Here is a 24,187-nt window from a genome sequence, read left to right as displayed (position 1 = left end):
AGGCGTTTGCCGGTCAGTGACTACTACCATCGGTGCCGATGTCGACTCGCGCGCTCCTCTCGCTCGCCGCCGCGGCCCTCACGGTCGCCGCGGCTGGTTGTGCGAGCGAGCCGCAAGGCCCCGTTCCCGCCGCGGACGCCTTCGTCAAAGCGTTCGCCGAGCACCGGGTGAGCGCGGCCGCGGAGTTCACCAATCTGCCGGAGAAAGCAACCGGCGCATTGCGTTCCGCGTGGGACCAGCTCCAGGCCGAGCAGCTCACCGCGCGCACCGGCGCGGCGCGCGTGACCGGCGATACCGCGACCGTCGACTACACCTACGAGTGGCGGCTGCCGAAGAATCGGACCTGGAAGTACTCGGGTCAGTTGCAGATGGGCCGCAGCGCCGGTCGCTGGATGGTCCGCTGGACCTCCTCCAACATCCATCCCAAACTCGGCGACACCCAGAGCATGGCGTTGCGGTCCAATCCGCCCCCGAGGTCGCGGGTCAACGAGCAGTCCGGCACCGACGTGATGGTGCCCGGCAAGGTGTCCCGGGTCGCGTTCGCCGTGGCGGACGCCGCCGAGCCCGCGACGGTGGCCACCGCGCTGGCCGCCGCGCTGCATCGGTTCGACCAGTCGCTGACGCCGCAGTCGATTCTCGACGCGGCGAAGGCGGCGCGGGGCACCTACACGGTCGCGCTGCTCAACGAAGTCGAATCCGGCCAGGTGATCACCGATCTGATCGGGTTGCCCGGCGTGACGCTGACCCAGCAGTGGGATCTGGTGGCCACCGATCGGGAATTCGCGCCCGATCTGCTCACCCAGGTGCGCAAGACGGTGATCGCGGAGGTGGACGGCAAGGCGGGGTGGAGCGTGGTCACCATGAACTCCAACGGTTCCGACACCGACGTGCTGATGGAGGTGCCTTCGCAGCCCGCGCCGTCGTTCTCGCTCAGCGTCGACCGCAACGTGCAGATCGCGGCCCAGCGCGCTGTGCGGCCGCGCGCCGAGCAGACCATGATGGTGGTGCTGCGGCCGTCCACCGGCGCGATTCTGGCGGTGGCGCAGAACAAAGCCGCCGACCGGGACGGGCCCATCGCGACGATCGGCCAATATCCGCCCGGCTCGGTGTTCAAGACGGTGACCGCCGCCGCGGCCATGTCGAACGGTCTCGCGACACCCGATACGGTGCTGCCGTGCCCGAGCCGGATCGTCATCGGCGAGCGGACCATCCCCAACTACAACTTGTTCACGGTCGGCAACGTGCCGATGTACACGGCTTACGAGCGGTCCTGCAACACCTCGTTCGCCAAGCTCGCCAGTGCGCTGCCCGGGCGGGCGCTGCACGAGGCCGCCGCGAAGCTCGGTGTCGGGCCGGTCTACTCGGTGGTGGGGCTGCCCACGACCTCCGGCTCGGTGCCGCCCACCGACGACCTGATCCAGCGCACCGAGGACGGCATCGGTCAGGGCAAAGTGGTGGTCAGCGCGTTCGGCATGGCGCTCATGGCGGCGACCATCGCGAACGGCTCGGCGCCCGTGCCCTACCTCATCGCGGGACGGCCCACCCAGATCGACGGCGACCGTCCGGCTCTCGCGCCCGACGTCGTCGAAGGACTGCGCGCGATGATGCGGAAGGTGGTCGTCGGCGGCACGGCGGAGCGGATCGCCGATCAGGGCGAGGTGTACGGCAAGACCGGCGAGGCGGAAGTCGACGGCGGGTCGCATTCCTGGTTCGTCGGCTTCCGCGGCGACATGGCGTTCGCCACGCTGCTGGTCAAAGGCGGCAGTTCCGACAATGCCGTCGCGGTGACGCGGGATATGCTCGCGGCGTTGCCCGCCGGTTATTGATGCGCCTTCGCTCCCAGACGGGGACGACCCAGAACAGGAGCTCACGGTGCCGCGGCGCGGGAAACAGTGCCGCCCGGATCAGTGTCGACCGATAGTTCAACGGTGTCCTCCTTCGTCGTGCTCGGCCGCGTCGCGAACCCGCCGTGGGGTCCGGAGCCGATGCGTCCGCGTCGGCCCGGACAGTGGTGTCCCGACTGTCCGGGCCGACGGGTGTGCGTGCCGTCCTCTCCTCTCGGGCTACGCGATCAGCAGATGCTCCAAACTGGTCGTCCGGTCGGAATACTCGTCGACGCCGATGACCGCGACGAACTCACGATCACCGACACGGTGCTGGAGGGAAAGCCATGAATCGGCGAGATACCAGCCCGCTCCGGCCGTCCCGCGTGGCCGCAGGCCGCCGCAGAAGAACCAGTATCGATCGGGATGCTGATCCGGGCACGGTCGCACTCGCGCGACGACGCCGATATTGCGGTCGTCGCCCGAGTCGTACCGGCTGCCGTCGGCCAACTCCAGGTACACCGGTGTGAAATCGTCCTCGGCGCCGCTGTCGCGGATGGTGAACAGCGGGCGCTGGACGGTTCGCGGGTACAACCGGGTGCAATCGTTGCCGCTCAGCCCGAAGCTGATGAACGGGCGGTCGTAGTGAGCGACCATGTAACGGTCGCTGCGGACCTCGGCCCGAATGCTGGTGTGGCGTTGGAGCATGGAGAACATGTACAGCAGCCCGCGAAAATCGTTCTCCGCCACCACGGAGGGAACATCGACGGGACGATCCGGGAAGGCACCCTCCTGCTTCCCGAATACGCGCCGCCGGGAGATCCCCGCCGCCCGCAGTGCGTCCACGGACGACCTGGTCAGCTCGAACGACGGATACACCAGAGTCGTTCCCCTGGTGGTGGTCTCCACCCCGAGAAACGCCTCGAGCCGGACGTCGGTGCCGGACGGACCAGGCCCGAGCGAGCCTGTGCCGTCCGGTGTCGAGTTGGCCATCTGGAACAATCCTTCAACAGTCCAGCCGGGGAACATCTTCTCGAGTACCCGGCAGTGATAGTCGCGTGGAAGTCCGATCATGCGGCCGGACAACCACTGGTAGTACTGCGCCTTCGCCGGCCCATGCCCTGGGGGAATGGGCGGGTCCAGCTGCGCCGCGCATCGGTCGTACGCGACAAGAAAATCCGGATGACTCTTGAGATGCCGCTCCGCTAGCAGCATCTTCAGTACGGTCGCCAACGAAAACCCCCTTACCCCTGCAGCCTCCGTCGACGGTGACGAAGACTCTGTTGTATCGGCTCGACCGCAACGAAACTGGGCCGCCGGCAAAAGCCTGCCGACGGCCCAGCCGCATCAGCCGTCAGATGTAGATGAATGGGAGACCATTACTGGTTCCTCCGGAAGTGGTTGCGGTGATTTGCACTGTTCCCGTTCCGGCGGGAGTGACGGCGGTGATCTGTGTTGCGGAGTCGACGGTGAACGAGGTTGCCGGTGTGCCGCCGAAGTCGACGGCGGTGGTGCCTGTCAGGTCGGTCCCGGTGAGGACCACTGTCGTTCCGCCGGCTGCCGGTCCTACATTCGGAAGTACAACCGCCAGTGTGGGTACCGCGATGTACGTGTAGGCGAGGCCGTTGCTGGTTCCGCCGGAGGTGGTGGCGGTGACTTGCACCGTACCGGTCCCGGCGGGCGCTACGGCGGTGATCTGAGTCGGTGAGTTGATCGTGAACGACGCCGCCGGCGTGGCGCCGAAGTTCACCGCGGTCGTACCGTTCAGGTCCGTCCCGGTGAGGATGACGATCGTTCCGCCCGCTTCCAGGCCCACGTTCGGAAGCAAGGCGGTCAAGCTGGGCGCCGCGAGATAGGTGTAGGCGACGCCGTTGCTGGTTCCGCCGGAGGTGGTGGCGGTGACCTGCACGACTCCGGTGCCCGCGGGTGCCACGGCGGTTACCTGGGTAGCCGAGTCGACGGTGAACGAGGCCGCTGGTGTGGCGCCGAAGTTCACCGCTGTCGTTCCGGTCAGGTCCGTTCCGGTGAGCACGACCGTCGTTCCGCCCGAGGCCGGACCCACGCTCGGAACCGCTACGGCCAGGGTGGGAACCGCGATGTAGGTGTAGGCGACACCGTTGCTGGTTCCGCCCGCAGTCGTGGCGGTGACCTGAACGGTCCCGGTTCCCGCCGGGGCGACGGCGGTGATCTGGGTGGCGGAGTCGACCGTGAACGAGGTCGCCGGTGTTGCACCGAAGTCGACCGCCGTGACGCCGGTCAATCCCGTGCCGGTGAGGACAACCGTTGTTCCGCCCAATTCCGAGCCCACGTTCGGAACCGCTGTGGCGAGGGTGGGGACCGCGACGTAGGTGTAGAGGACGCCGTTGCTGGTCCCGCCCGGGCTGGTAGCGGTGATCTGCACGATTCCGGTTCCCGCCGGGGCGACGGCGGTGATCTGAGTGGGTGAGTCCACGGTGAACGAGGTCGCCGGTGTGGCGCCGAAGTTCACCGCTGTGGTACCGCTCAGGTTTGTTCCGGTGAGGACGACTGTCGTGCCGCCGGAGACCGAACCCAGATTCGGAACCGGGGTCGTGAGGGTGGGAAGCGCGACGTAGGTGTAGGCCACGCCGTTACTGGTGCCGCCCGCGGTGGTCGCCGTCACCTGCACGGTCCCGGTCCCCGCCGGGGCGACGGCCGTGACCTGCGTGTCGGAACCGACGATGAACGAGGTCGCCGGTGTGGCACCGAAGTTCACCGCGGAGGTAGTGGACAGACCGGTCCCGGTGAGGACGACGATCGTCCCTCCCGCTACCGGGCCCACATTCGGAACGTCCGTGATGAGCGTGGGTACCGGAACGTAGGTGTAGGCGAGACCGTTACTGGTTCCGCCGGCCGTGGTCGCCGTGACCAGCACCGTTCCGGTTCCCGCCGGGGCGACGGCGGTGATCTGGGTGGCGGAGTCGACGGTGAACGAGGTCGCCGGTGTGGCACCGAAGTTCACCGCTGTGGCGCCGGTCAGTCCCGTGCCGGTGAGGACAACGGTCGTCCCGCCCGATTCCGTCCCCACGTTCGGCACCAGCGCGGCCAGGGTGGGAACCGCGATGTAGGTGTAGGCGACGCCGCTACTGGTTCCGCCCGGGGTGGTGACGGTGAGCTGCACGGTACCGGTCCCCGCGGGAACGATGGCCGTGATCTGGGTGGCGGAGTCGACCGTGAACGAGGTCGCCGGTGTGGCACCGAAGTTCACCGCGGTCGCTCCGGTCAGTCCGGTTCCGGTGATGATCACCGTCGTACCGCCGGTCGCCGGGCCCACATTCGGCACCACCGCGGTCACGGCGGGCACCGGAATGTAGGTGTAGGCGACGCCGCTGCTGGTTCCGCCCGGGGTGGTGACGGTGAGCTGCACGGTTCCGGTTCCCGCCGGGGCGACGGCGGTGATCTGGGTGTCGGAGTTGACGGTGAACGAGGTCGCCGGTGTGGCACCGAAGTTCACCGCGGTCGCTCCGGTCAGTCCGGTGCCGGTGACGACGACCGTCGTTCCGCCTGCTTCCACGCCTGCGTTCGGTACCACCGCGGTGACAGTGGGCACCGCGACGTAGGTGTAGGCGACGCCGTTGCTGGTTCCGCCCGCGGTGGTGACGGTGACCTGAACGGTCCCGGTCCCCGCGGGAGCGGTGGCGGTGATCTGGGTGTCGGAGTTGACGGTGAACGAGGTCGCCGGTGTGGCGCCGAAGTTGACCGCGGTCGCTCCGGTGAGTCCGGTTCCGGTGATGACGACCGTTGTGCCGCCGGTGACCGGTCCTACGCTCGGCACCACCGTGGTGATGGCGGGTACCGCGACGTAGGTGTAGGCGACGCCGTTGCTGGTTCCGCCCGCGGTGGTGACGGTGACCTGAACGGTCCCGGTCCCCGCGGGAGCGGTGGCGGTGATCTGGGTGTCGGAGTTGACGGTGAACGAGGCTGCCGGTGTGGCGCCGAAGTTGACCGCGGTCGCTCCGGTGAGTCCGGTTCCGGTGATGACGACCGTTGTGCCGCCGGTGACCGGACCGGCGTTCGGCACCACCGCGGTGATGGCGGGCACCGGAATATAGGTGAACGGGAGGCCATTGCTGGTTCCGCCCGGGGTGGTGACGGTGACCTGAACGGTCCCGGTCCCGGCCGGCGCGACCGCCGTGATCTGAGTGGCCGAGTTGACCGTGAACGAGCTCGCCGGTGTGGCGCCGAAGTTGACGGCAGTCGCTCCCGTCAGATTCGTTCCCGTGATGACGACCGTCGTCCCGCCGGTGACCGGACCGGCGTTCGGCACCAGCGTCGTCAGAGCCGGCACCGCCACATAGGTGAAGGCGACTCCGTTGCTGGTTCCGCCAGGGGTGGTGACGGTGACTTGCACGGTCCCCGTTCCGGCAGGAGTGACAGCCGTGATCTGCGTGTCGGAATTGACGATGAACGAGGTTGCCGGTGTGGCACCGAAGTTGACCGCGGTGGCGGTCGACAGGCCCGTTCCGGTGATGACGACTGTCGTCCCGCCGGTGGTCGGGCCGGTATTGGGCGCGATGGCGGTCAGCGCGGGGACACCGGCATAGGTGTAGGTGACGCCGTTGCTGGTTCCACCCGAGCCGGTGACCGTGACCTGCACGCTGCCGGTTCCCGGAGGCGCGATGGCGGTGATCTGCGTGGGGGAGTTGACCGTGAAAATGGTTGCGGTGTTGCCGAACCGGACGGTCAGCGGACCGGTGAACCCGGTGCCGGTGATGGTGACGGTGTTACCGCCCGAAGCCGGACCGGCGGTGGGCGAAATGGCGGTGATCGTAGGTACGACTACGTAGATGAACGGCACCGCACCGCTGGTACCACCCGGGCCGGTGACCGTGACCGGCACGATCCCTGTTCCGGCAGGAGTGACAGCCGTGATCTGGGTGTCGGAGTTGACGGTGAACGAAGTCGCCGGTGTGCTGCCGAAATTGACCGCGGTGGCGCCGGTGAAGCCCGAGCCGGTGAGGGTGACCGTCGTCCCGCCACCGGTGGAGCCCTGGTTGGGGTTGATGCTGTTCAGCGCGGGCACCGGAACATAGGTGTAGGGCAGGCCGTTGCTGGTTCCGCCCGCGTTGGTGACGGTGACCTGCACCGTACCCACCGAACCGGCCGGGGCGATGGCCGTGATCTGGGTGGGGGAGTCGAGAGTGAAAGTGGTCGCGGTACTGCCGAACCGCACCGTCGTGGGACCGCCGAAGCCGGTACCGGTGATCGTGACGCTGGTTCCCCCCGTGGTCGGTCCTGAGGTCGGGGAGAGGGAAGTGATGGTAGGCATGACTGCCTCCTTGTCGCCGTGGTGATGATTCCTCTGCACCGGGGGGCGCCCGCCGCTGTTCAGCAGCCCGGCTATCTCCATTAACTCCCTTGAATCGGTGCCTGGCAACGTGTCTCGCGATCCGTTTTGGTCCGTTTTCGATTTGGCAACGGTGTGGCGGGTTGCGGCACGAACGTCCTGGCAGGCGTTGCGGCAGCGGTGTTTTCGGCGGCGGCACGCCGTCGCCTTCGGGGACCCGCTGAGCGGGCAGCCCGCCGAGACCTGTGGTGCCGGCGAACGATTGGCGACCAACCGGAACGTCCGTCAGCGTCCCGTCATCGAGGGGTCTACCCGCGTCACAGGAACAGTTCGGGTGGGTCGTCGAATTCGATGCCCGCCTGCCGTGCCCGGGTCACCATCTTCCGATCCCATTCCCGGTGCACCCGCAGCGCCATACGGAACTCGCCCATCTGCTCGGACATCTGCTGCGTCTGTGAAATGGCGAGGTCACTCAGTACTTTCGCGGCGTCGGCCTTCGTCTTCGTCATGGTGGCGTCGACGTCGCCGCGCTTGAACCACGCCGTCACTGCCGCCGAGAGGACCGACGAGCTGGCGATGAGCACAAGCGCCGCGAAGATCGGCGACTGCTGGATCACGTTCATGACGCCTCCCGAGCCTTCACCGCGTGCAGCGTCCGGACGTCCTGCAGCACCTGTCGGCGCTTCCACAGGAACGCGACACCCAACGCGATGGGGAGCGGACCTCCCAGAACAGTGGCTGGACCAAGGGTTCGGTGCTGGATCTGCAACAGCAGCAGTTGCGCACCGAAGGCCACCAGCGACCAGCCGAGCGCCCCCAAGCCGACCTGCTCGACCAGATAACCCCAGACGCGCCGGGCGAACAGGCCGACCAGCGTCGCGGCACAACCGATCAGCATGAGGGCCAGCCACAACGCGCGGAATCCCGATGGCATGGCCGCGGTCGCCGAACCCGTCGGCGGGCCGTAGATCCACTGCAACAGCATCGAGACGCCGAAGACGGCGCACAGCACCACTTCGAAGGGGTCGTGGCGCGTCTTCTCTTTCGGGGCTTTCATGCTGGTTCACCGCTGTCGGGTGGCGCGGGGCTCACCCGGTGGCGCGCCGACTCGACCGCGGGCAGGCCCAGCGCCGCCGCGACGACGGCCAGGACGAATCCGGACAGGTCGGACGAGACGATGCCTTTGGTGACGCCGTACCCGATCAGCGCTACCAGGAGCGGGTACAACAAGGCCCGGACGGGCTCACTGCGCAGGATGGTGATTACTTTGTTCATCGGTTTTCCCTTTCTCAGTTGTGCGGATCGTGCAGGGGCTCATCGATGCCGTCGGCGGTCACCGTGGCCAAGGTCTGGCGCGGTGTCCAATAGACGAGACCGTTCTCGAAGTTCTGGTAGGTACCGGTGTCCCAGGGGATCTCGTCGGAGATCGGCCAGCCGAGGCGGCCGTTCTCGGAGCCGCTGCGGTTCCAGCGGTCGCGGATCGCACCGTGCATCCAGTAGGTCTTCGTGCCGTCACGGCGGTACAGGGCGCCGCCCTGGAAGCCCTGGACCTCCCCCCACTCCAGGCCGCCGGGATCGGTGAGCACGGTGCAGTCGGTGACGGGATAGCCGAGCGGGCCCGCTTCCCAGCCCAACTCGCCGAACTTCGACCACAACGTGTGGGGGATCGGGTGTGCGCCGGTCGTGGGATGCCAGTAGATATAGCCGTGCGCGAATTGGGCGTATCGGCCCACTTTGTCGGGGGTCACGGATTCGCCGCCGGTGATTCGTTCGCCGAGCCAGGGATTCAGGGCGTAGGTATCCTCGATCGCGCTCGGCGGCGATGCGGTAGACGTGCCGGAGGCGTATTCGCGGACGTAACCCATGAACCGGGCCCACGGGAAGTTGAAGCCCACGTCGGTGTGCGTGCCGATGCCGAGGCATTCGGTTACGTAATGGTGGTCGCTCAGGCCCTCGCGCTGCTGATAGGGCGGCGCGATGACATCGGCGGCGAAGCCGTACTTCGTCGCGTCCTGTACGGCCAGCCATGCGGCGATCCGGATGTCTCCGTCGACCTGTGCCCAGTCGTCCGGCCCCCATCCGGCGCGGCTTCCGGCGAAGCACAGATTGATCGTGTACGGATTCGCGTCCAGTACCGACCAACTCGCGAGGTCGGTGTCGACGACATCGCACACGATGCCATCGCGCACGGTGTAGTGGTAGCTGACTCCGTGACCCGGATCGTTGAGATAGGCGGCCAGGCTCTCGGCCGTGCCGTCTCCTTCCTGGGTGTGCAGCAGGAAGTTGGTGATCCGCGCGCCGTGGCGCGAGGACCCCGAGGCGCCTGTGTGATCGAGTTCGGTGTACTCCGGTGGCATCATTTCGTGCCTCCCGATGAATCGGATCGGGTGCGGCGAGTATCGGTCGCCGCGAATGGGTCGGACTGGGAAGGCGGGAAGCCGGACTGCACCTGGTAGGAAGTCGGCCCCGCGAGTGGAAGCGCGTCGTGACGTCGGATTCGGGGACGAACCCCGGGTCTAGTTGAACCCGTGTGCGAAGGAGGAGGGTTCGTGGTGTCGCGCTGCCGCGCGTACCGGAGCGGTGTCACCCGCCGGAACGGCGGTCACCGTGACGCGAGGAGCCCACCAGATGTGTCCCGAGGACGGGGAGAGGAAAGTAGGCATGTCGCTGCCTCTCTGTTTGCTGGTTCCTCATTACCGGGGATTCCCGAAGTTGGTGGTAGCCCGGTTAACTCCGTTATCCCCCAGGATCAGCCCCTCGGCAACGCGTCGGGTGATCCGTTTTTGTCCGTTTTCCAGATTGTTGCCACGAATTGACCAGTGGGGGGTGCTCCGGCGCGAGCGCATCGTCCGGCCTTGTTGCAGCGCAGTTCTCGGGGGCGTCGCCGACCGGAGCCCGTCGCGGTGACTTCGGCCGAGGGCGCTGAGGAACGGAACCCGCTCGTGCACAGTGCCCGTCACTGCACTGCGAGTCCGTCGGCTGGGCAGCGGCTTACGAGCTCAGCCGAGCAGCCGAGCAGCCGAGCAGCCGAGCAGCCGAGCAGCCGAGGGTACGCAGACGAGGGTGCGCAGACGACTGGGCCGTCGCCGGAATTCCGGCGACGGCCCGCGAACTGCCTCGATCAGACGTAGGTGTAGGTGAGGCCGTTACTGGTACCGCCCGAGCCGGTGACAGTTACCTGCATGGCTCCGGACCCGCCCGGCGCGACAGCCGTGATCTGCGTCGCGGAGTCGATGGTGAAGGTCGTCGCGGTGCTGCCGAACCGCACGGTCAGCGGACCGGTGAACCCGGCGCCGGAGATCGTGACGCTGTTGCCTCCCGTAGTGGGGCCCGAGGTCGGGGAGATGGAAGTGATTGTGGGGCGATGCCTCCTGGTTCTGTGGAGATTCTTCCTCTGCACCGGGAGGTGCCCCGACTCACTCTGTGGCCCGGCACTTTCCATTAGGTCCCCGTCATCGCCACCGCGGCAACGAGTCCCGACTCCGGTTTCGTCCGTTTCGCGATCCGTGCGCGTAGGAAATTCTTCGGTGTGGTGGTGGTGATGCGGTGGGGGCCTCCATGGCCTCCGATCGCACCTACCCGGAAGCTGTACAGGTGAACCGGCGCGCGTCGCCGAATCGCAGGCATTGGCGCAGCGGTGCCGAATCGTGTTGGAGGGGGTGCCGATCGAACAAGTGCACCGGCGTGCCGAGCGGGAGCGATCAGCCCTTCAACGTGCGGATCATGTTCACCAGTGTTTGCGCGCCTTCTTGTATCAGTTGGTCATCTCGCGTCGTTCGATCACCGGTTCCGTAGAAGTGAAGTTCGCCCTTCCAGCCGTCGATGTTGGCGGTGAGGTCGATTACGAGCGGCGTGTTGGCGAGATCCTCCCCCTCGTACAGTGGCCTGGTGGCAACTTTCACGGCCACGCCGTCCGCGGTGAGGACCTTGGCCGGGTAGTACGGGGTCGTTGGCGGGGGCTCGGACAGAGTGTTACCACTTACGATGATGCGAAACAGCGATACGGATCCTATGAAAGGCACCGCGGACCCGTCGTCCTTATCATAGAAGCACCCGTTGCCACCGCCGATTTCATCGGTCAGCGCTTTTCCACCGGTGCCGGGGCTGACCTTCAGTTTCTCGGTTCCGGCTCGGTTGGCGAAGAACTGTTTCGTAGAGTCGCACAACTCCTGGATGGTGTGATTACTAATTGCTATCTTATGTGTTTCGGGATGAGTGCGCGGCGGAAGATCGCAGCCTGAAAGCAGCACAGTCAGCGCCGAAATTGCCAGCAGCTTTCGCGGGTTCATGTCGCCTGCCATTCAGGGCTGGCAGAGTTGGTGTTGAAGTCGTCGGAAGCGCTGCGCGGCCAACTATCGGTGTGGAATGCTTTCGGATTCGATGTGGCGACAGTGATATCGTTGATGGTTCTTCTTTGAGAGAGAAGAGCATCGGCGAGCTGATCGGTGTAGTCTATGGCGCTATTGATCATCTTTCCGAGGCAATCAATTGCATCCGAGATTCCGACCGGAGCGGCGACGAAGGTAGCGATCTTGAGCAGAGCCGACCCCAGCTTGGTGAGCAGCTCCGCAACATCTTTGACGATCTTGGAGTAGAAATCCCAAGCCGTATCCGAGACCTGGGCGAGCGCAGCACTAACCTTGTTGCAGATCGATTTCGCGGAGTCCATAGCGGTGTCCTGAAGCGTCCGGGCCGCCGTGTACTTGAGGGCTGCCGAACCTGCCCAGTAGCCGGTGACGTTCCCGTTGGCCACCTCGTTGTTCTGCGCCTCGCCGATCTGGGACTCCAGCCGCGACCATGCCTCGCTCGCCTGCAGGAAGGCGATGGGTGCCTTCAAGCTGTCGACCGCGCCCTGCAGTTTGTCCAAGAGTTCCTGGATCTTCTTCTTGATCTCTTCCTTGTGGTCCTGCATGTACCCGGTGAAGTCGTCCTCGGTTATCGCGCCGTAGACGGCACCGGCCACCGCACCGGCCAGTCCGAAGAAGGTCGCTGCCTCGGCCTCGGCAGCGGCGATCGCCGCCTTCCGGAACGCGTCGTCCACCTTGGCGGGCTGGTCCCTGATCTCCGCGATCTGGTCCGAGAATTGGTCGAGTACGGTGTTGATCTCGTCCAGGGATTTCGTGGCACCCATCAGTAATCCTCTTCGAGCTCGATCAGGACGTTCGCGAAGTTCTGGTCCTGCTCCTGATATACCTTGGCGACGTGGTCCAGAACTTTGGCGATGGAATCGGTTTCATCTCTGCCTTCGACCAGTCTTTCGTACATGTACCGTGCGGCCGCCATCTGGGCGTCCCAGGTATCCCGGAACAACCCCCAGGCGACGTCCTGGTGACTGAAATGGATACTCTGCGCCTGCGTGGCGGCGACGGTGAGGGCGTCCGACGCGTGATCCCAGGCTCGGGCAGCCTTCACCAGCTGGTTCAGATCCGCTGAGAAATCGACCATTACGAGTTCCTCATCAGGTAGCGCTTGTATTCCGCGAGTTCGTGTTCGAGCTCATCGTCGGTGCGGTCGGCCCATGACCCGTCTTCGTGGAACCGTGGGCGCTGCTGCCGGATCTGATTCGCGCAGTCGAGGATGTCGTGCGCAATGTAGGACGGGCTGGCCGTGGCCGCCCACCGCGGGTCGATCTCGATGCCGCCGATGCGAGAGATGCTCGCGACCATCGTGATCGAGGGCGCTCCGAAGTCGGTCACCGGTCCTCGCCCGACGAATTCGTCACTCAGCCGCAATGATCGTTCGACCATCTCGAATTCGGCGAGCGACCGGGTGTCGAGGAGCGTGATCAGTTCTGTGCGGCGAGACGGGGACACGGTCAATTCGGTCCATCTGCCAGACGCGATGACCGGCGCGTCATGCCGCCACAGCGCCACGTAATAGCCGGTCATCGCCGCCGCGGAGAGGTCCGGTGGATCCAGGCGGTCGTGGATATTCCGGCTCACATCGACATCTATCGGAAGGCGACCTTCATCGAGATCCATCGTGAACAGTCCCACGCCGATCAAACGAGTGAACTCGCTCATTGAAGTCCTTTGTCTTTCGATAGCGACCCGCTGTGTGGGAACACCGGCTTCGGCACTGCGGCTCTCTTCCTCGGTCATCTTCTGTCGGTTTGCGGTAGTCGCCTACCTACTGAGTTGGACGTCGCGTGACCGGGTTCGGTTCCGCTGGGCTCGCTACCAAATTTCCGGGCGGGCGGCTGCCATGCGTTGGAGGGCTTGGTCGATCCAGGTCGAGAAGTGGGTCGTCAGGTCGGTGGGGGTGGTGGGGCGGACGGTTATGTGGTCGGCGCGGTGTTCGGTGTAGCGGCCGTCGTCGGAGATGTCGTGCCACTGGAGGACTTTGGTGGGCTTCGTGCGGGTGTGTAAGGGGGCGGTGAGCAGGACGGCGGTGGCGCCGCCGTCGACGGGGCGGCCGAGGAGGCGTTGGTACTGCTCGCGGGGGGGTGTTGCGGGCGTTGTCCTGGAAGTAGGTCTCGCGGCTCGGGCTCAGGTCGCGGGGGTGGAACATGGCGGGTCTCTCGGTTCCGGGTGCGCAGGGCGGGATCGCGTTCACGAGGCGTGCCGGGAGCTGTTCGGCGGGGAACATGCGCACGCGGATCGGACCGTGCTCGTGTTGGTTGCCTGCTTGGCTGAGGAGGACAGCGCGGTAAGAGTCGCGGGCGCCGAGGATGCGGTACTCGCGGACGTCGTGGGGGCCGGTGCTGTTCTTGTGCTTGCACGTGCCGCCGAGGATTTCGATGCGGAGGTCGGAGGCGCCCAGGGTGTGGAAGGCCGCGTTGATCTCGTCCAGTTCGTCCGCGGAGTAGCGCTGCCACACGGCGGCGCGATGGGAGTCGAAGTCGTCGCGGAAGGCGAAACGACTCGTGTAGCGCAATGGGCCGGGGATGCGATCGTGTGCGTCGCCGTACCAGAGGGCAGCGAAGTCGTCCGGGTCCCAAGTCCATTCAGCCATGTGAGGTCCAATCCGGCCGCGTCGGAGCGGCCACTGTCCACCCGCCCGCACCGTTGGCGGTGCGGGCGGGCGCCGAGTCGAGAAGCAGTCCGTCAGATCAGGTTGGCGTGCCGTCGATGACGCCGTCGGGGAGCGTCCTCGGCGCCTCACCGAGCAACTCGTCGGTGTTCTCCTGAGTGATCAGGTAGTCCGGCGTCTTGTGCTCGGATTCGTCGTCCTTCCCGCCGCCGCGAGCGCCGGGCGCCATCATGCCCGGCATACCGCTCGTACCTCGCGCGGCGCCGGCCGCCGCGGCGGCAGCCGACGGATTCATCGATGTGCTCGGCGCACCCGGTGCGCCCGCGATGCTGCGTCCAGGTTGCGGTTGGTTCGGTGTGCCGGGAGAGCCGGGACTACCTGGTGTGCCCGGGCTGTGCGTAGTCGGGGTGCCGGCCGGTGTGGTCTTGGTCGGGTCCGTGGTGGAGGCGGGGGTCGCCGACGTGGGGTCTACACCGGCGGGTGTGGTCGAGGGATCGGTCGTCGTCGTGTCGGAGGATTGCTGGTCCTGCGTCGACTCGTCGGTGAACTGCGGCTCCTCGGTAGCCGTCTCGTCGGGCGTGCCTTCGCTGTTCGTGTCGTCGGAGGTGCCCGGATCCGTGGCGGTCGGACTGGTGCCGGTGTTGTTCGCGCTGGGCCCGCCGCTGTCGCCGCTCTGGTATCCGCCCGGCGGGGGTGCTGGAATGTCCACCGATGCCGTCGGGCCGACCGGTGTGGGCAGCACCGGAATCTTGCCGTCCATCTCGCTGAACGGCTGCACGTAGTGTTCCTTCATCGCGACCCGCGCGGCCTGTTCGGCTTCGGACCGATCGTCCGACAGGAGCCAGCGCGACGGGTGGAAAACGCGCTCGTCCCAGGAGTAGTCGACGGTGTCGGGGAGGGCGTTCCTCGTATTGGCGATCGCGGTAGCGGCGTCGCGGACTCGGTAGTACAGCTCCTCCAGGGAGGTCGTCAGATTCTGCGCATCGCTGGTGTATTTGGCGATGGAGTTCTTGGCTTGTTCCGCGGCGGGACCTGACCAGGCTTGGGCTATGGAAGTCTGGATGGAGCGCGCGAAGGTTTCAACGCCTCGTTCCCACTCGTTGCGAGCTCGCCAATACTCGTCGGCTTGAGTAAACGTGTCGGTGGGATCGAGCGGCTCGAATGTGTCGTTGATCCGGGAGTGTGCCCAACTGTCGGCATGTTCGCCACCGTTCGGAATACGCTTGTTCTCGTAGCCGCTCATTTGTTGGGTCCGATCGGGAGCGTGGGCGGTGCGAATTGCACCCCGACGGGAGGGCGCTCGGGCAGGGTGGTGTTCAGTCTGTTGAAGTCTGCGGCAAAGTCGCTGTCCACCTGCATGATGCGATCCCGGACGAGCCGGTGCACTTCTTGGATGTCCTCGACGATGCGATAGTGATCTTCCATGATCTGATGGACGCTGTTGAGGTCTTCGGCTCCGCGAGCCTTCTTCTTGAATCTATCGACCAAGGTTTGTGCCGAGACCATGTCCCCGTTGCCCTCGCCCAAGCCCCAGTGAGACTGCCGTGACACAATGTCCATAGACCTCTGGATCGATCGAATGGCGATTTTGAAGTACTCGCAGTCTCGGTCGATGTAAATGAAGTCCTCTGCGGACATCCGCATTCCTAGCTGCCCCTCCCGCGCCGCGTTCACAATGTTCGCCATAGGCCGAGGCGGCTGCGCAGTGTCGTCACCCATGTACTATTCCCTCCCGGTGAGTTCGACCAGATCAGCGTATTTCAAACTGTGACAGGCATTGTCGGCACGACCTTCTCGGCCAAGCTCTTCGCGAGCGCGCACGTGTCGAGTTGGCCGGTCTTTCGATTCGATGGCGGATTGCTCAGGAAGAATTCGAGGCTTCCGCCCTTCATGTCCACGTTGATCGTGCACACCGCGTCGGGGTGCTCTTCGACCTGCCGTGTCGAGATGGCACGGCGACCGTTGATGGTGTACTCGCGGGTATCTGCGAACTTCTTGTCGCGCACCATGTCAACGGTGATGTTCGTCGTGGTGATGGCGGGTGCGTATCCGTCGGGCTGGACCCATCCACAACCACGCCACTTGATTCCCCCCGATGCGTTGCGGTCTTCGTTGGTCTTGTAACGCAGGTTCTCTGAATCGAGCACGCTTTGTGGGATGTCGGCGCATGGGTCGTAGCCGGTGGGCACGTCAGGGGCGATGCTCGGACTGGTGGAGGCAGCTCCGGTCGGCGCGGGACCCTCGGCCGAGGATTCGCAGCCTGTCAGAACGAGTGCGGCACCGACGGCGAGGACGGCCAATCGCCGTGAATTCCGCCCTGATGTCATTGGCTCCCCTTGCGCACCGGTTCGTTGTCCGTGGCTTATCGAGGCCGGACCGGCTTCTCCGCCCCCCGCAGCGAATGTCGACGCTACCGGTGGGTTTCCCCCTGTGCAAGCGGCCCGACGAGCAAGCGGAGTCGCTCAGAGTCGTGCGTCGGGTGAGTGCCCCGTACCGCCACTGAAAGGGGTCCGGGGCACTGATGGGGCTTGTCAGGCTCGCGCCGTGTGGAGGTCACCTCTGGCTATGCAGCTGGTGAACGAATCCCACTGGGTCGGTGTGAACACGAGAGCTGGTCCGGCGGGGTTTTTCGAGTCGCGGACACCCACTGAGCCTTCGCCCAGGAAGGTGACCTCGACGCAGTCTTTCTCAGCACTGCTATAGCTGCTCTTGAACCAGGTGACGTCGGATAGGCGGGTGTTCACTCGGCGTACTCCTTCGCGATCCTGGAGATGAGAGCTCGGCTTCGCTCCTGGTTCAGTGCCGACCGCTGGATACCGGCCCACACGTTCCGCCCGTCGGCCATGGTGATCGTGAATTGCGCGCTGGCCCGCGCGGGCGCGAAAGGTGCGCCGTGAGCGGGAGTTTGCCGACGCGAAGTGAACTGCTGCAAGCCTGCCGGGAGGATGCTCCGCTGCCGGATCATCCGGTCCTGCTGCGGGCGCGCGCCCTGGCCGAACTGCATGTTCGTCGGCTTCGCTTGGGGCAGACAGGTGTGTGCGATATAGAGGGGCGCCGTGCCCAGCTGATTCGCGACGTCGATCGCTGGGTGGTGCCTCGGTTGCCCGCGGCGCGGGGCGGAGTCTATCTGCATACCGAATCGCTCGGATCGGTCGTCGATCGTTTCGCTCGGCTCAGTGCGTGCGCGTACGCGGCGATGGCGAACGACCAGGAATGGGACCTGTGGTTCGCGTGGGAGCGGCTGGCCGAAGTGGCCGTGGCCTACGAGGATCTGGTCATCGAGCTGACGAGTGGGCGGCGGCGGTTGCCGAGCGCTTTTTAGCGCAGTCGGGTCAGTCCCGCCGCAAGGTGGCCGCGAGGTGATGCTGCAAGGGTTCGCCGACCGCCGCCATCCGCAGCGTGTAGTCGATGGTGTCGCCGGACAGGCGCAGAGAACGGCCGAGGGCGGTCACGAGTTTCGCTGTGGTGCTGCGCCCGATGCCGGTGGAGTCCAATTCCATGCGCAGCGTGCCGTCCTCGACGGCGAGCGAGCCCTCGCAGATTTCGGTGATTCCGGTGGGATGGGCGAGGATCAATTCGACGCGGTCGGGACGTGGGCAACGCAGATAGCCGGTTTCGGCATGCAGCGGCCTGCCGTCGTCGGTGGCGCGAGTCTTCTGCCGGTAGGTGAGGAACGGGCGGCCGAGATGGCCGAACCGGATTTCCTCGACATAGCCGAACGGCTGAATGGTCGGGTATTCACCCTGCCCGTTGCCACGCCAAGTGCCGAGCAGTGGAGCGAGCGGGGCGATATCGGGATGCAGGGCAATAGCAGGCTGGGGTTCGACCACGGCGAACAGCCTAAACCCGGCCTTCACCCGCCGTTCGCGTACTCCGGAAATTGGCTCACGCTAAGGTTAGCTTCGCCTTATCACCAATGTGGTGTGGTCGGAAAGGAAACAAGAAGTTGAACGGACGCTGGAATGAGTCGCGCCGTGGCGGTACGCCGCGGTCGCGGACCCGAAGTGGTCTGCTGCGCGCGTCGGCGCTTGGGGTCGCGCTGGCGCTGGCGGCGGGCTGCTCGGACTCGAAGTCGGACGAGGTGCCCGCGCTCGACGGCAACAAATACGTCCAGACCAACCTCGCGGCCAACAACGCGGAATACAAGGCGCAGTTCGTTTTTCCCGACCTGGTGAACGCGTGGGGGCTCGCCGACCGCCCCAAGGGCGCGGGCGGGCACTTCTGGGTCGGAGCGGGCGGCAAGTCGTTCCAGTTCGTCGGTGACGTGACCAAATCCGCGGACGAGAAGGTGCAGAAGCTCTTCCAGGACCAGCTGAAGATCGTCAGCATTCCCGGCGCCGACGCCGACACCTCGGACAAGAGCGTGGGCAAGACCACCGGCGTGGTGTTCAACCCGGCGCCGATCACCTCGGATCTGTTCGTCGTCCACGATCAGCCGGTGGAGGTGGAAGGCGGACCGCTGAACGGTTCGGCGCGTTTCATCTTCGCCACCGACTCCGGCAAGATCTCCGCGTGGACCGAGCAGGGCTTCGAGGGCCGGATCGTCCGTCACGACGGCCCGGCCAACCTGGTCTTCGACGGCGAGCCGCAGGGGATGCAGTTCTTCGGGATAGCGCTGACGCCCTCCGGTGACAAGCTGCTGGCCGCCGACTTCGGCGCGGACCCGCAGGTCCGGACATTCGACCGGAATTGGCAGCTGATCCCGACCACCGGCTTCGCCAACCCGTTCGCCACCGGTGACGCGATCGACCCGGCCGCGCCGGAAAAGGGCAAGAAGGCCGTGCCCGGCGATCCCACGCCGTTCAACGTCTCGACCATCGGCAACCGGGTGTTCGTCGCCTATGCCACCACGCAGCCGGCCGAGAAGGACGAGACCGAGTTCGATGCCGGTGAAGAGGATTCGCTGGACAAGGACAAAGAGCAGGAGGCGGGCGGCAAGCCGGACAAGGGCAAGCTCGCCGAGTTCGACGCGAACGGCAAGCTGGTGCGCATCATCGATGACGGTAAGCGCCTGAACGCGCCATGGGCGGTGACGATCGCGCCGGACGGCTTCGGTCCGCTCAGCGGCAAACTGCTGGTCGGCAACTTCGGCGGCGCCGGGCACGTACTGGCCTACGACGACACCACCGGTAAGTTCGCCGACTACCTGCGCGACGGCGACGGCAAGCCGGTCGCCATCGAGGGACTGTGGGCGCTGATGTTCGGCAACGGCGAGAGCCTCGGCGACGCAGACTCGCTGTATTTCACCGCAGGCCCCGACGACGAGAAGGACGGTCTTTTCGGCAAGCTTCGCTTGAAGTAGACCCGACTCGTGAGCGGCCCGCACCGGACAGGTGCGGGCCGCTCACGCGTTATCGGCCACCGGTCGGCGCCGAAGCCCTCGGTTCGGTGCGCCGTTCGCGGATCGCCGACTCCACTTCGGCGACCGCCGTCCGGATCGTCGCTCCGTAGCCGTCGTCGGCGAGCATGTGCAGACACGCCCGGGCGGCTTCGATTTCGCGCTGCGCGGCGCTGAACGAGCTGAGCCTGCGATAGTCGTCGGCGAGGTTGAGGTGCAACGACGGGTAGAACGCGGCCACGCGCAGCGAACCGTCATAGCTCTGAGCGCGATCGTCCGAAAGACTGTCGGCGGCGTCGAGCGCCCGGATGTTCCAGGTCAGCGCTTCCGCCGGGTCGTCGTACAAGTCGGCCAGGTAGTGCGCGAGCGTGCAGCGGTGCATCGGGTCGCCCTGCGGGCCGAGCGAGGTCCAGACGGCGAGCAGGGCATCTCGCGCGTCGTCCGGACGGCCCTCGTGTCCGAGCGCGACAGCGCTGGTGATGGTTTCCATGGTGTGGTCGGGGGATGGGTTCATCGGGGGCTCCTTCATGGGTGCGTGGATGGAGGTTCGTGGGTGATCCGCCCGGCTGGCTCGAATGCCGGTCCGGATATGGGGAGGAGTCGGGGCGGATAGTCGCGATCACACGTAAGCGGTCGGATCGGAGTTGCCCAGCGCAGGATGGCGTGCGTGGTCGGGCGCCTCGGCTGAGTGTGTGCCGCGCAGAGATGTCGGCGTCCGGCGACTATTTCGCGGCGTTGTGGTCGAGTGCTCGTCTGGGCATGGCCAGGGTGGTGAGGTCGCCGTCTGTGGCGGAGCGGAGAACCACCGGCTGGTCGGCGGCGCTGATGTCGAGCATGAGTTCGGGGCCGAGCGCGGTGAGGACGGCGGGAAGCAGTGTCGCGGGCTCGAACGACAGTGTGATGGCGGAGCCGGTGACCGTCGCGGGCAGACGGTGCGCTGCGCCCTGTGTGGTTATCGAGATCCCGTTCGGTTTGATAACGAATCGTAGAGGGGCGTCGGTCTTTTCGAGAACGTCCAGCATCGGTTGCCGGGCGACGATCGCCCTGGTGCGGACCGGTGCCAGCCCGGCGAGCAGGGCGCGGTGATCCGGGAAGGATTCATCGATGGCACTCGCCCGGTGTTCGACGCCGTCGCCGGTCAGAATCAATCCGTCATCGGTCGGCGTGGCGACGACCTCGGCCATGCCGCGCAGCCGCTCGATGATCGACTCGAGTCCGTTCGGATCGAGCACCACGGACCACTCGCCGCCGTGCCGGCGGTTCGCCACCACGGTGCGGGTGGACAGGCGGTAGCGGTCGGTCGCGGTGAGGGTCACCGCGTTCGCGCCCGCTTCCAGCAGAACGCCCGCCAGTACCGGTATCTCGCGGGTGCGGGCCGCGGCGGCGCGGACCTGCTCGAGCGCCTCGGCCAAAACCGCGGCATCGACCGCCACGCAAGTTCCGAGCGACCGTTTGACCGCCGTGGCGACGCGCGCGGCCTCGTGCGCCCGCCGCGTCAATTCCGCCACGTGACGATCGAGCAAGCGCCGGGCCCGCTCGCCGTCACCGGCGAGAATCTCCGCGATCGCCTCCAGCGGGAGATCGATCGCACGCAGTTGCCGGATGAGCGTCGCCTGCTCCCGCTGCGTCTCGGTGTAGTAGCGGTAGCCGGTCAGCGGGTCGACCCGAGCCGGAACGAGCAGGCCGCAGTCGTCGTAGAACCGCAGCGCGCTCGCCGTCAGTCCACTGGCCCGCGCCAGCACACCGATCGTGATCAACCCTGTTTCCGAACTCGCCACCAGGCCATCATGGAGCCTCAACCAACTCGAAGGTCAAGCCTCGGTCCGCACGTCGTCAGTCGGCGCTGGAGTCGGTGGGGGTCACGCGCCAGCGGCGCGACCAGTCCCAGATCGGTCCGAGTGCCGTGCCGAGTTCGCTGCCCGCGGTGGTCAGTTCATAGGACTTGTCGGGGTTCTTCGCGATCAGGCCCGCGGATTGCAGGTGTTGCAAGCGCACCGACAGCATGCTGGAGGAGCAGTTGCCCATGCGCCGGCGCAATTCGAGGAAGCCGAGGCGCTCGGGTTCCAGTTCCCACAGGATGCGCAGGATCCAGCGTTGCCCGAGCAGGTCCATCGTGGCCAGCAGCGGCGCGTTCGCCGGGTCGTCCCGGCCGCGCGGTGGCCTCGTTTCGTTTGCACTTCTCATTTAGAACCAGCATAGTGATTCTGAATCAGAAGCACTGGCCCGGGTCGCCGGGCGGACCGAGAGGGTGACGGTGGACGACACGATCGGACGGCGCATCGTTCTGATCACGGGCGCCTCCCGCGGCATCGGCGCGGAGACCGCGCGGGTGCTCGCCGCGCGGGGCGACCACATTGTGATCAACTACCGGGAGAAGGCCAAGCGGGCCGAGGCGCTGGCGGAGTCGATCCGGCAGGCGGGCGGTAGCGCGTCCACCGCGGGCGCCGACATCGCTGGCGCGGACTCGGCCGGTGCCCTGATCGCACAGGTCGTGGCGGAGTTCGGCCGTGTGGATGTGCTGGTGCTCAACGCCTCCGGCGGGCTGGAGCGCAATGCCCGGCCCGATTACGCGATGGCGCTCAATCGTGACGCGCAGGAGCGGCTCGTCCGGCTCGCCCTGCCGCACATGCCGTCCGGTTCGCGGATCGTCTTCGTGACCAGCCATCAGGCGCACTTCCACGGCCGAAAGCCGGTCCCTGCCGACTACGAACCCATCGCCGCGAGCAAGCGCGCGGGGGAGGACGTCCTGCGCGCCATGATCCCGGAACTCACCAGCCGGGGCATCGCCCTGCACGTCGTCTCCGGCGACATGATCGACGGCACGATCATCGTCCAGCTGCTGGAACGCCGAAACCCTGATGCCGTGGCCGCGCGCCGCGATCAGGGCACTCTGCCGACAGTCACCGAGTTCGCCACCGCCGTCGCCCTGGCCACCACCGCCCCCGCCGATCCGGGCCACACCACATACATCGGCGGCCAGGACTACCTCGCCGCGCACGAGACGATTTCCTGAACGTCGATCGGGGCGGTGCACCTATCGGCAACGTCATTCGTCCGGAGCTGGTCGGCTGGCGCACGTTCGTGAGCGAGGGGCCTCCGGTGGACCTGGACGGTTGGTCCGTTCGGTATTCGACGGAGTCGGCCGAGCCGGAAGCGACGTGGACGGCGGCTGCGGCGGGAAATACATTGCTGCACACAGACCTTCGTCCGGACAACATGGTGCGGCGAGCGGACGGTGCGGTGCTGGCGGTCGACTGGGCGTGGGCATGCCGGGGCGCGGCGTGGATAGACCTCATCGCCTTCGCCCCATCGATCGCGGCCGCCGGTGTCGACCCGGATCCGATCATCGCCACCCATCCGGTAGCCCGCGACGTCGACCCCGCGGCGATCGACGCTTTCGTCTGCGCGCTCGCCGGCTACTGGGCAGTGGCCTGCCGGAAGCCGGCGCCGCCGCGTTCGCCGCATTTGCGGCGGCACCAATCGGAGTTTGCTCAACTCGCCAAGGAGTGGCTGGCGTGTCGGCTCGGTTGGTAATAGCCGCAGGAAAGTCGGCTCTATCTTCGAAAAACGCAAGGTCACTGGATGTTTGCCATGTGCGTCGCACCGGCTCGTGCGCCGGAATTTCGATCGATGGGCGTGTCGCGTGAGCGGAAGTGATCGAATTCGACACGGGGGACTGCGCGCTCGGTCACGCTTGGATCATGTGGATGTTCGGGCAGTGCCGGGACACCGGCGAGGCAAGGCATCGAGGACGTGACCGAGACGCGTCCACCCTGGTCGGAATGGGGGTTCGGAAAGTGGATCAGGCGTCGGAGGCCCGGGTGATTCCCGGCAAAGAACTTCTGCTGGCTGCTTTCCGGGGCTTGCCGCACCTGGATCATCCGATGCTGGAGGCGGCCGGAGAACTGGCTCAGCTGCACCGGACTCGCGAACACACCCCGGCGAGCCGGTGCGACAAACTCGACCGGCGCCGGGCGCAACTCGTGCGCGGCATCGACCGCTGGGTCACTCTGGCCATGCCGATTCCACCGCCCGCCGCGCCGGAACACACCGAGACCGTGGGCCGCATGGTGGATCGCTTGGCCATGCTGGCCGCTCAGGCGTTCGCTGCGCTGGCGCACGCGCCGGAATCGGTCTTCTACGACGCGTGGGTCAGGATCGATGAATTGGCCGACGGTTACCAGGATCTCGTCGACGACTTACGCGCCGGGGCGAGGCGACTACCCGAGGGCCGCTACGACCGCTGGTAGCTGTCAGCCTCGCCCGAACAGCCGGAACGATCGCCTGCGGCGGCGCGGCAAGGTCGCGTACACCATGGTCATATCGGCGAAGACCTCGGCTTCCCGCTCGCGGTCGGCGCCGAATTCGGCACGGCCTAGCACATGTTCGATCGATTGCGGCGAGATCGAGGGCAGGATGACGGCCAGCGAGGGCGGCAACGGATCGCCGCGTTCCTGGTCTTTGTGGTGACCCAGCAGCATGTGCCCGATCTCGTGCAGGATGACGTGATCGGCGTTGCGGCCGGTCGCCGCGGCGTCGTACACGATGATGTCGTCGTGCTTGCGTGCCACCCACAAGCCGCCTCCGCCGCAGCCGGTTTCGGCCAGCATCGCCTTGGGTACGGGGTGCAGGCTGATCGAGCGTCCGCGATGGGCGGCCACCGCGGCCAGATAGGCGGTCAGATTCCACGGGTTCGGGAGGGGCACGGTCCGGGTGGCATCCCCGAAACGGGCTTCCATGCTGGTCATC

27 protein-coding genes are annotated in these 24,187 nt (G+C 66.3%); 6 read left to right on the top strand and 21 right to left on the bottom strand.

The genetic code is table 11. The features are described 5' to 3' along the window. The first annotated feature begins 38 nt into the window (after positions 1-38). On the top strand, positions 39-1,826 hold the full coding sequence (locus IU450_RS08850; protein WP_195149251.1) for a penicillin-binding transpeptidase domain-containing protein: 1,788 nt from the start codon (positions 39-41) through the stop codon (positions 1,824-1,826). Between the two features lie 237 nt (positions 1,827-2,063). On the opposite strand, the gene IU450_RS08845 is transcribed toward IU450_RS08850, so the two are convergent. From IU450_RS08845 to IU450_RS08770, 16 genes are all read right to left on the bottom strand, one after another. After that, positions 2,064-3,056: a hypothetical protein gene (locus IU450_RS08845; protein ID WP_195149250.1), complete on the bottom strand. Its 993-nt coding sequence runs from the start codon at positions 3,054-3,056 to the stop codon at positions 2,064-2,066. A 121-nt stretch (positions 3,057-3,177) separates the two neighbouring features. Continuing rightward, the gene (locus IU450_RS08840) at positions 3,178-7,110 is read right to left on the bottom strand and encodes a beta strand repeat-containing protein (protein ID WP_228834189.1); all 3,933 of its coding nucleotides are present in this window, start codon (positions 7,108-7,110) and stop codon (positions 3,178-3,180) included. A gap of 335 nt (positions 7,111-7,445) precedes the next feature. Continuing rightward, on the bottom strand, positions 7,446-7,751 hold the full coding sequence (locus IU450_RS08835; protein ID WP_195149248.1) for a hypothetical protein: 306 nt from the start codon (positions 7,749-7,751) through the stop codon (positions 7,446-7,448). Further along, positions 7,748-8,185 (bottom strand): hypothetical protein, encoded by a 438-nt coding sequence (locus IU450_RS08830; protein ID WP_195149247.1) that lies wholly within the window; start codon positions 8,183-8,185, stop codon positions 7,748-7,750. The genes IU450_RS08835 and IU450_RS08830 overlap by 4 nt, the downstream gene beginning before the upstream one ends. Further along, a complete protein-coding gene (locus tag IU450_RS08825) occupies positions 8,182-8,403 on the bottom strand; it encodes a hypothetical protein (RefSeq protein ID WP_195149246.1) in 222 nt (73 codons plus the stop codon). The genes IU450_RS08830 and IU450_RS08825 overlap by 4 nt, the downstream gene beginning before the upstream one ends. A gap of 14 nt (positions 8,404-8,417) precedes the next feature. Further along, positions 8,418-9,488, bottom strand: a complete 1,071-nt coding sequence (locus IU450_RS08820) for an N-acetylmuramoyl-L-alanine amidase (protein WP_195149245.1) — start codon at positions 9,486-9,488, stop codon at positions 8,418-8,420. Between the two features lie 761 nt (positions 9,489-10,249). After that, positions 10,250-10,570: an IPT/TIG domain-containing protein gene (locus IU450_RS08815; protein ID WP_195149244.1), complete on the bottom strand. Its 321-nt coding sequence runs from the start codon at positions 10,568-10,570 to the stop codon at positions 10,250-10,252. A gap of 259 nt (positions 10,571-10,829) precedes the next feature. Then, complete coding sequence (locus IU450_RS08810) at positions 10,830-11,429, bottom strand: hypothetical protein (protein WP_195149243.1); 600 nt, start codon at positions 11,427-11,429, stop codon at positions 10,830-10,832. Next, positions 11,414-12,259, bottom strand: a complete 846-nt coding sequence (locus tag IU450_RS08805; RefSeq protein ID WP_195149242.1) for a hypothetical protein — start codon at positions 12,257-12,259, stop codon at positions 11,414-11,416. The genes IU450_RS08810 and IU450_RS08805 overlap by 16 nt, the downstream gene beginning before the upstream one ends. Beyond that, entirely contained in the window at positions 12,259-12,573 is a 315-nt protein-coding gene (locus IU450_RS08800; RefSeq protein ID WP_195149241.1) for a hypothetical protein, read from the bottom strand. The genes IU450_RS08805 and IU450_RS08800 overlap by 1 nt, the downstream gene beginning before the upstream one ends. Further along, positions 12,573-13,151: a hypothetical protein gene (locus tag IU450_RS08795; protein ID WP_195149240.1), complete on the bottom strand. Its 579-nt coding sequence runs from the start codon at positions 13,149-13,151 to the stop codon at positions 12,573-12,575. The genes IU450_RS08800 and IU450_RS08795 overlap by 1 nt, the downstream gene beginning before the upstream one ends. A 106-nt stretch (positions 13,152-13,257) precedes the next feature. Then, positions 13,258-14,082, bottom strand: coding sequence for an ESX secretion-associated protein EspG (locus IU450_RS41280; protein WP_228834188.1), 825 nt, complete (start codon positions 14,080-14,082; stop codon positions 13,258-13,260). Between the two features lie 97 nt (positions 14,083-14,179). Next, positions 14,180-15,343, bottom strand: coding sequence for a hypothetical protein (locus tag IU450_RS08785; protein WP_195149239.1), 1,164 nt, complete (start codon positions 15,341-15,343; stop codon positions 14,180-14,182). Next, complete coding sequence (locus tag IU450_RS08780) at positions 15,340-15,819, bottom strand: hypothetical protein (protein ID WP_228834187.1); 480 nt, start codon at positions 15,817-15,819, stop codon at positions 15,340-15,342. Before IU450_RS08780 ends, IU450_RS08785 begins: the two co-directional genes overlap by 4 nt. 41 nt (positions 15,820-15,860) lie before the next feature. Further along, positions 15,861-16,400 carry a DUF3558 domain-containing protein gene (locus IU450_RS08775; RefSeq protein ID WP_228834186.1) on the bottom strand — a complete coding sequence of 180 codons (540 nt, stop codon included), beginning with the start codon at positions 16,398-16,400 and terminating at the stop codon, positions 15,861-15,863. A 231-nt stretch (positions 16,401-16,631) separates the two neighbouring features. Next, entirely contained in the window at positions 16,632-16,844 is a 213-nt protein-coding gene (locus IU450_RS08770; RefSeq protein WP_195149237.1) for a DUF397 domain-containing protein, read from the bottom strand. A gap of 149 nt (positions 16,845-16,993) precedes the next feature. Between IU450_RS08770 and IU450_RS08765 the strand changes: the two genes are divergently transcribed. Further along, on the top strand, positions 16,994-17,422 hold the full coding sequence (locus tag IU450_RS08765) for a DUF4254 domain-containing protein (protein WP_324197592.1): 429 nt from the start codon (positions 16,994-16,996) through the stop codon (positions 17,420-17,422). 10 nt (positions 17,423-17,432) lie between these two features. Here IU450_RS08765 and IU450_RS08760 read toward each other — a convergent pair whose 3' ends face one another. After that, the gene (locus IU450_RS08760; protein WP_086006673.1) at positions 17,433-17,930 is read right to left on the bottom strand and encodes a peroxynitrite isomerase; all 498 of its coding nucleotides are present in this window, start codon (positions 17,928-17,930) and stop codon (positions 17,433-17,435) included. A 116-nt stretch (positions 17,931-18,046) separates the two neighbouring features. Between IU450_RS08760 and IU450_RS08755 the strand changes: the two genes are divergently transcribed. After that, complete coding sequence (locus IU450_RS08755; protein WP_416382849.1) at positions 18,047-19,402, top strand: TIGR03118 family protein; 1,356 nt, start codon at positions 18,047-18,049, stop codon at positions 19,400-19,402. A 49-nt stretch (positions 19,403-19,451) separates the two neighbouring features. Here the strand turns inward: IU450_RS08755 and IU450_RS08750 are convergent, their stop codons facing one another. The 3 genes from IU450_RS08750 to IU450_RS08740 form a co-directional block, all read right to left on the bottom strand. Further along, on the bottom strand, positions 19,452-19,952 hold the full coding sequence (locus IU450_RS08750; RefSeq protein WP_195149234.1) for a hypothetical protein: 501 nt from the start codon (positions 19,950-19,952) through the stop codon (positions 19,452-19,454). A gap of 208 nt (positions 19,953-20,160) precedes the next feature. Further along, the gene (locus tag IU450_RS08745) at positions 20,161-21,216 is read right to left on the bottom strand and encodes a MerR family transcriptional regulator (protein WP_195149233.1); all 1,056 of its coding nucleotides are present in this window, start codon (positions 21,214-21,216) and stop codon (positions 20,161-20,163) included. Positions 21,217-21,271: 55 nt separating this feature from the next. Continuing rightward, positions 21,272-21,622 carry a winged helix-turn-helix transcriptional regulator gene (locus IU450_RS08740; RefSeq protein ID WP_228834185.1) on the bottom strand — a complete coding sequence of 117 codons (351 nt, stop codon included), beginning with the start codon at positions 21,620-21,622 and terminating at the stop codon, positions 21,272-21,274. A 70-nt stretch (positions 21,623-21,692) separates the two neighbouring features. On the opposite strand from IU450_RS08740, the gene IU450_RS08735 reads away from it, so the two are divergent. The 3 genes from IU450_RS08735 to IU450_RS08725 all read left to right on the top strand — a co-directional run bounded on the left by IU450_RS08735 (position 21,693) and on the right by IU450_RS08725 (position 23,688). Next, entirely contained in the window at positions 21,693-22,451 is a 759-nt protein-coding gene (locus IU450_RS08735) for an SDR family oxidoreductase (RefSeq protein ID WP_416382848.1), read from the top strand. Positions 22,452-22,624: 173 nt separating this feature from the next. Continuing rightward, the gene (locus tag IU450_RS08730; protein ID WP_195149231.1) at positions 22,625-22,972 is read left to right on the top strand and encodes a hypothetical protein; all 348 of its coding nucleotides are present in this window, start codon (positions 22,625-22,627) and stop codon (positions 22,970-22,972) included. Between the two features lie 248 nt (positions 22,973-23,220). Further along, entirely contained in the window at positions 23,221-23,688 is a 468-nt protein-coding gene (locus tag IU450_RS08725; protein ID WP_195149230.1) for a DUF4254 domain-containing protein, read from the top strand. A gap of 3 nt (positions 23,689-23,691) precedes the next feature. Here IU450_RS08725 and IU450_RS08720 read toward each other — a convergent pair whose 3' ends face one another. After that, positions 23,692-24,186: a hypothetical protein gene (locus IU450_RS08720; RefSeq protein ID WP_195149229.1), complete on the bottom strand. Its 495-nt coding sequence runs from the start codon at positions 24,184-24,186 to the stop codon at positions 23,692-23,694. Position 24,187: the final 1 nt, after the last annotated feature.

Origin of the sequence: Nocardia abscessus (assembly GCF_015477775.1) — a bacterium.
GTDB classification, from domain to species: Bacteria; Actinomycetota; Actinomycetes; order Mycobacteriales; family Mycobacteriaceae; genus Nocardia; species Nocardia abscessus_A.
The sequence above is the reverse complement of the archived record's forward strand: the minus strand, read 5'-3'. Positions and strand labels throughout refer to the sequence as shown.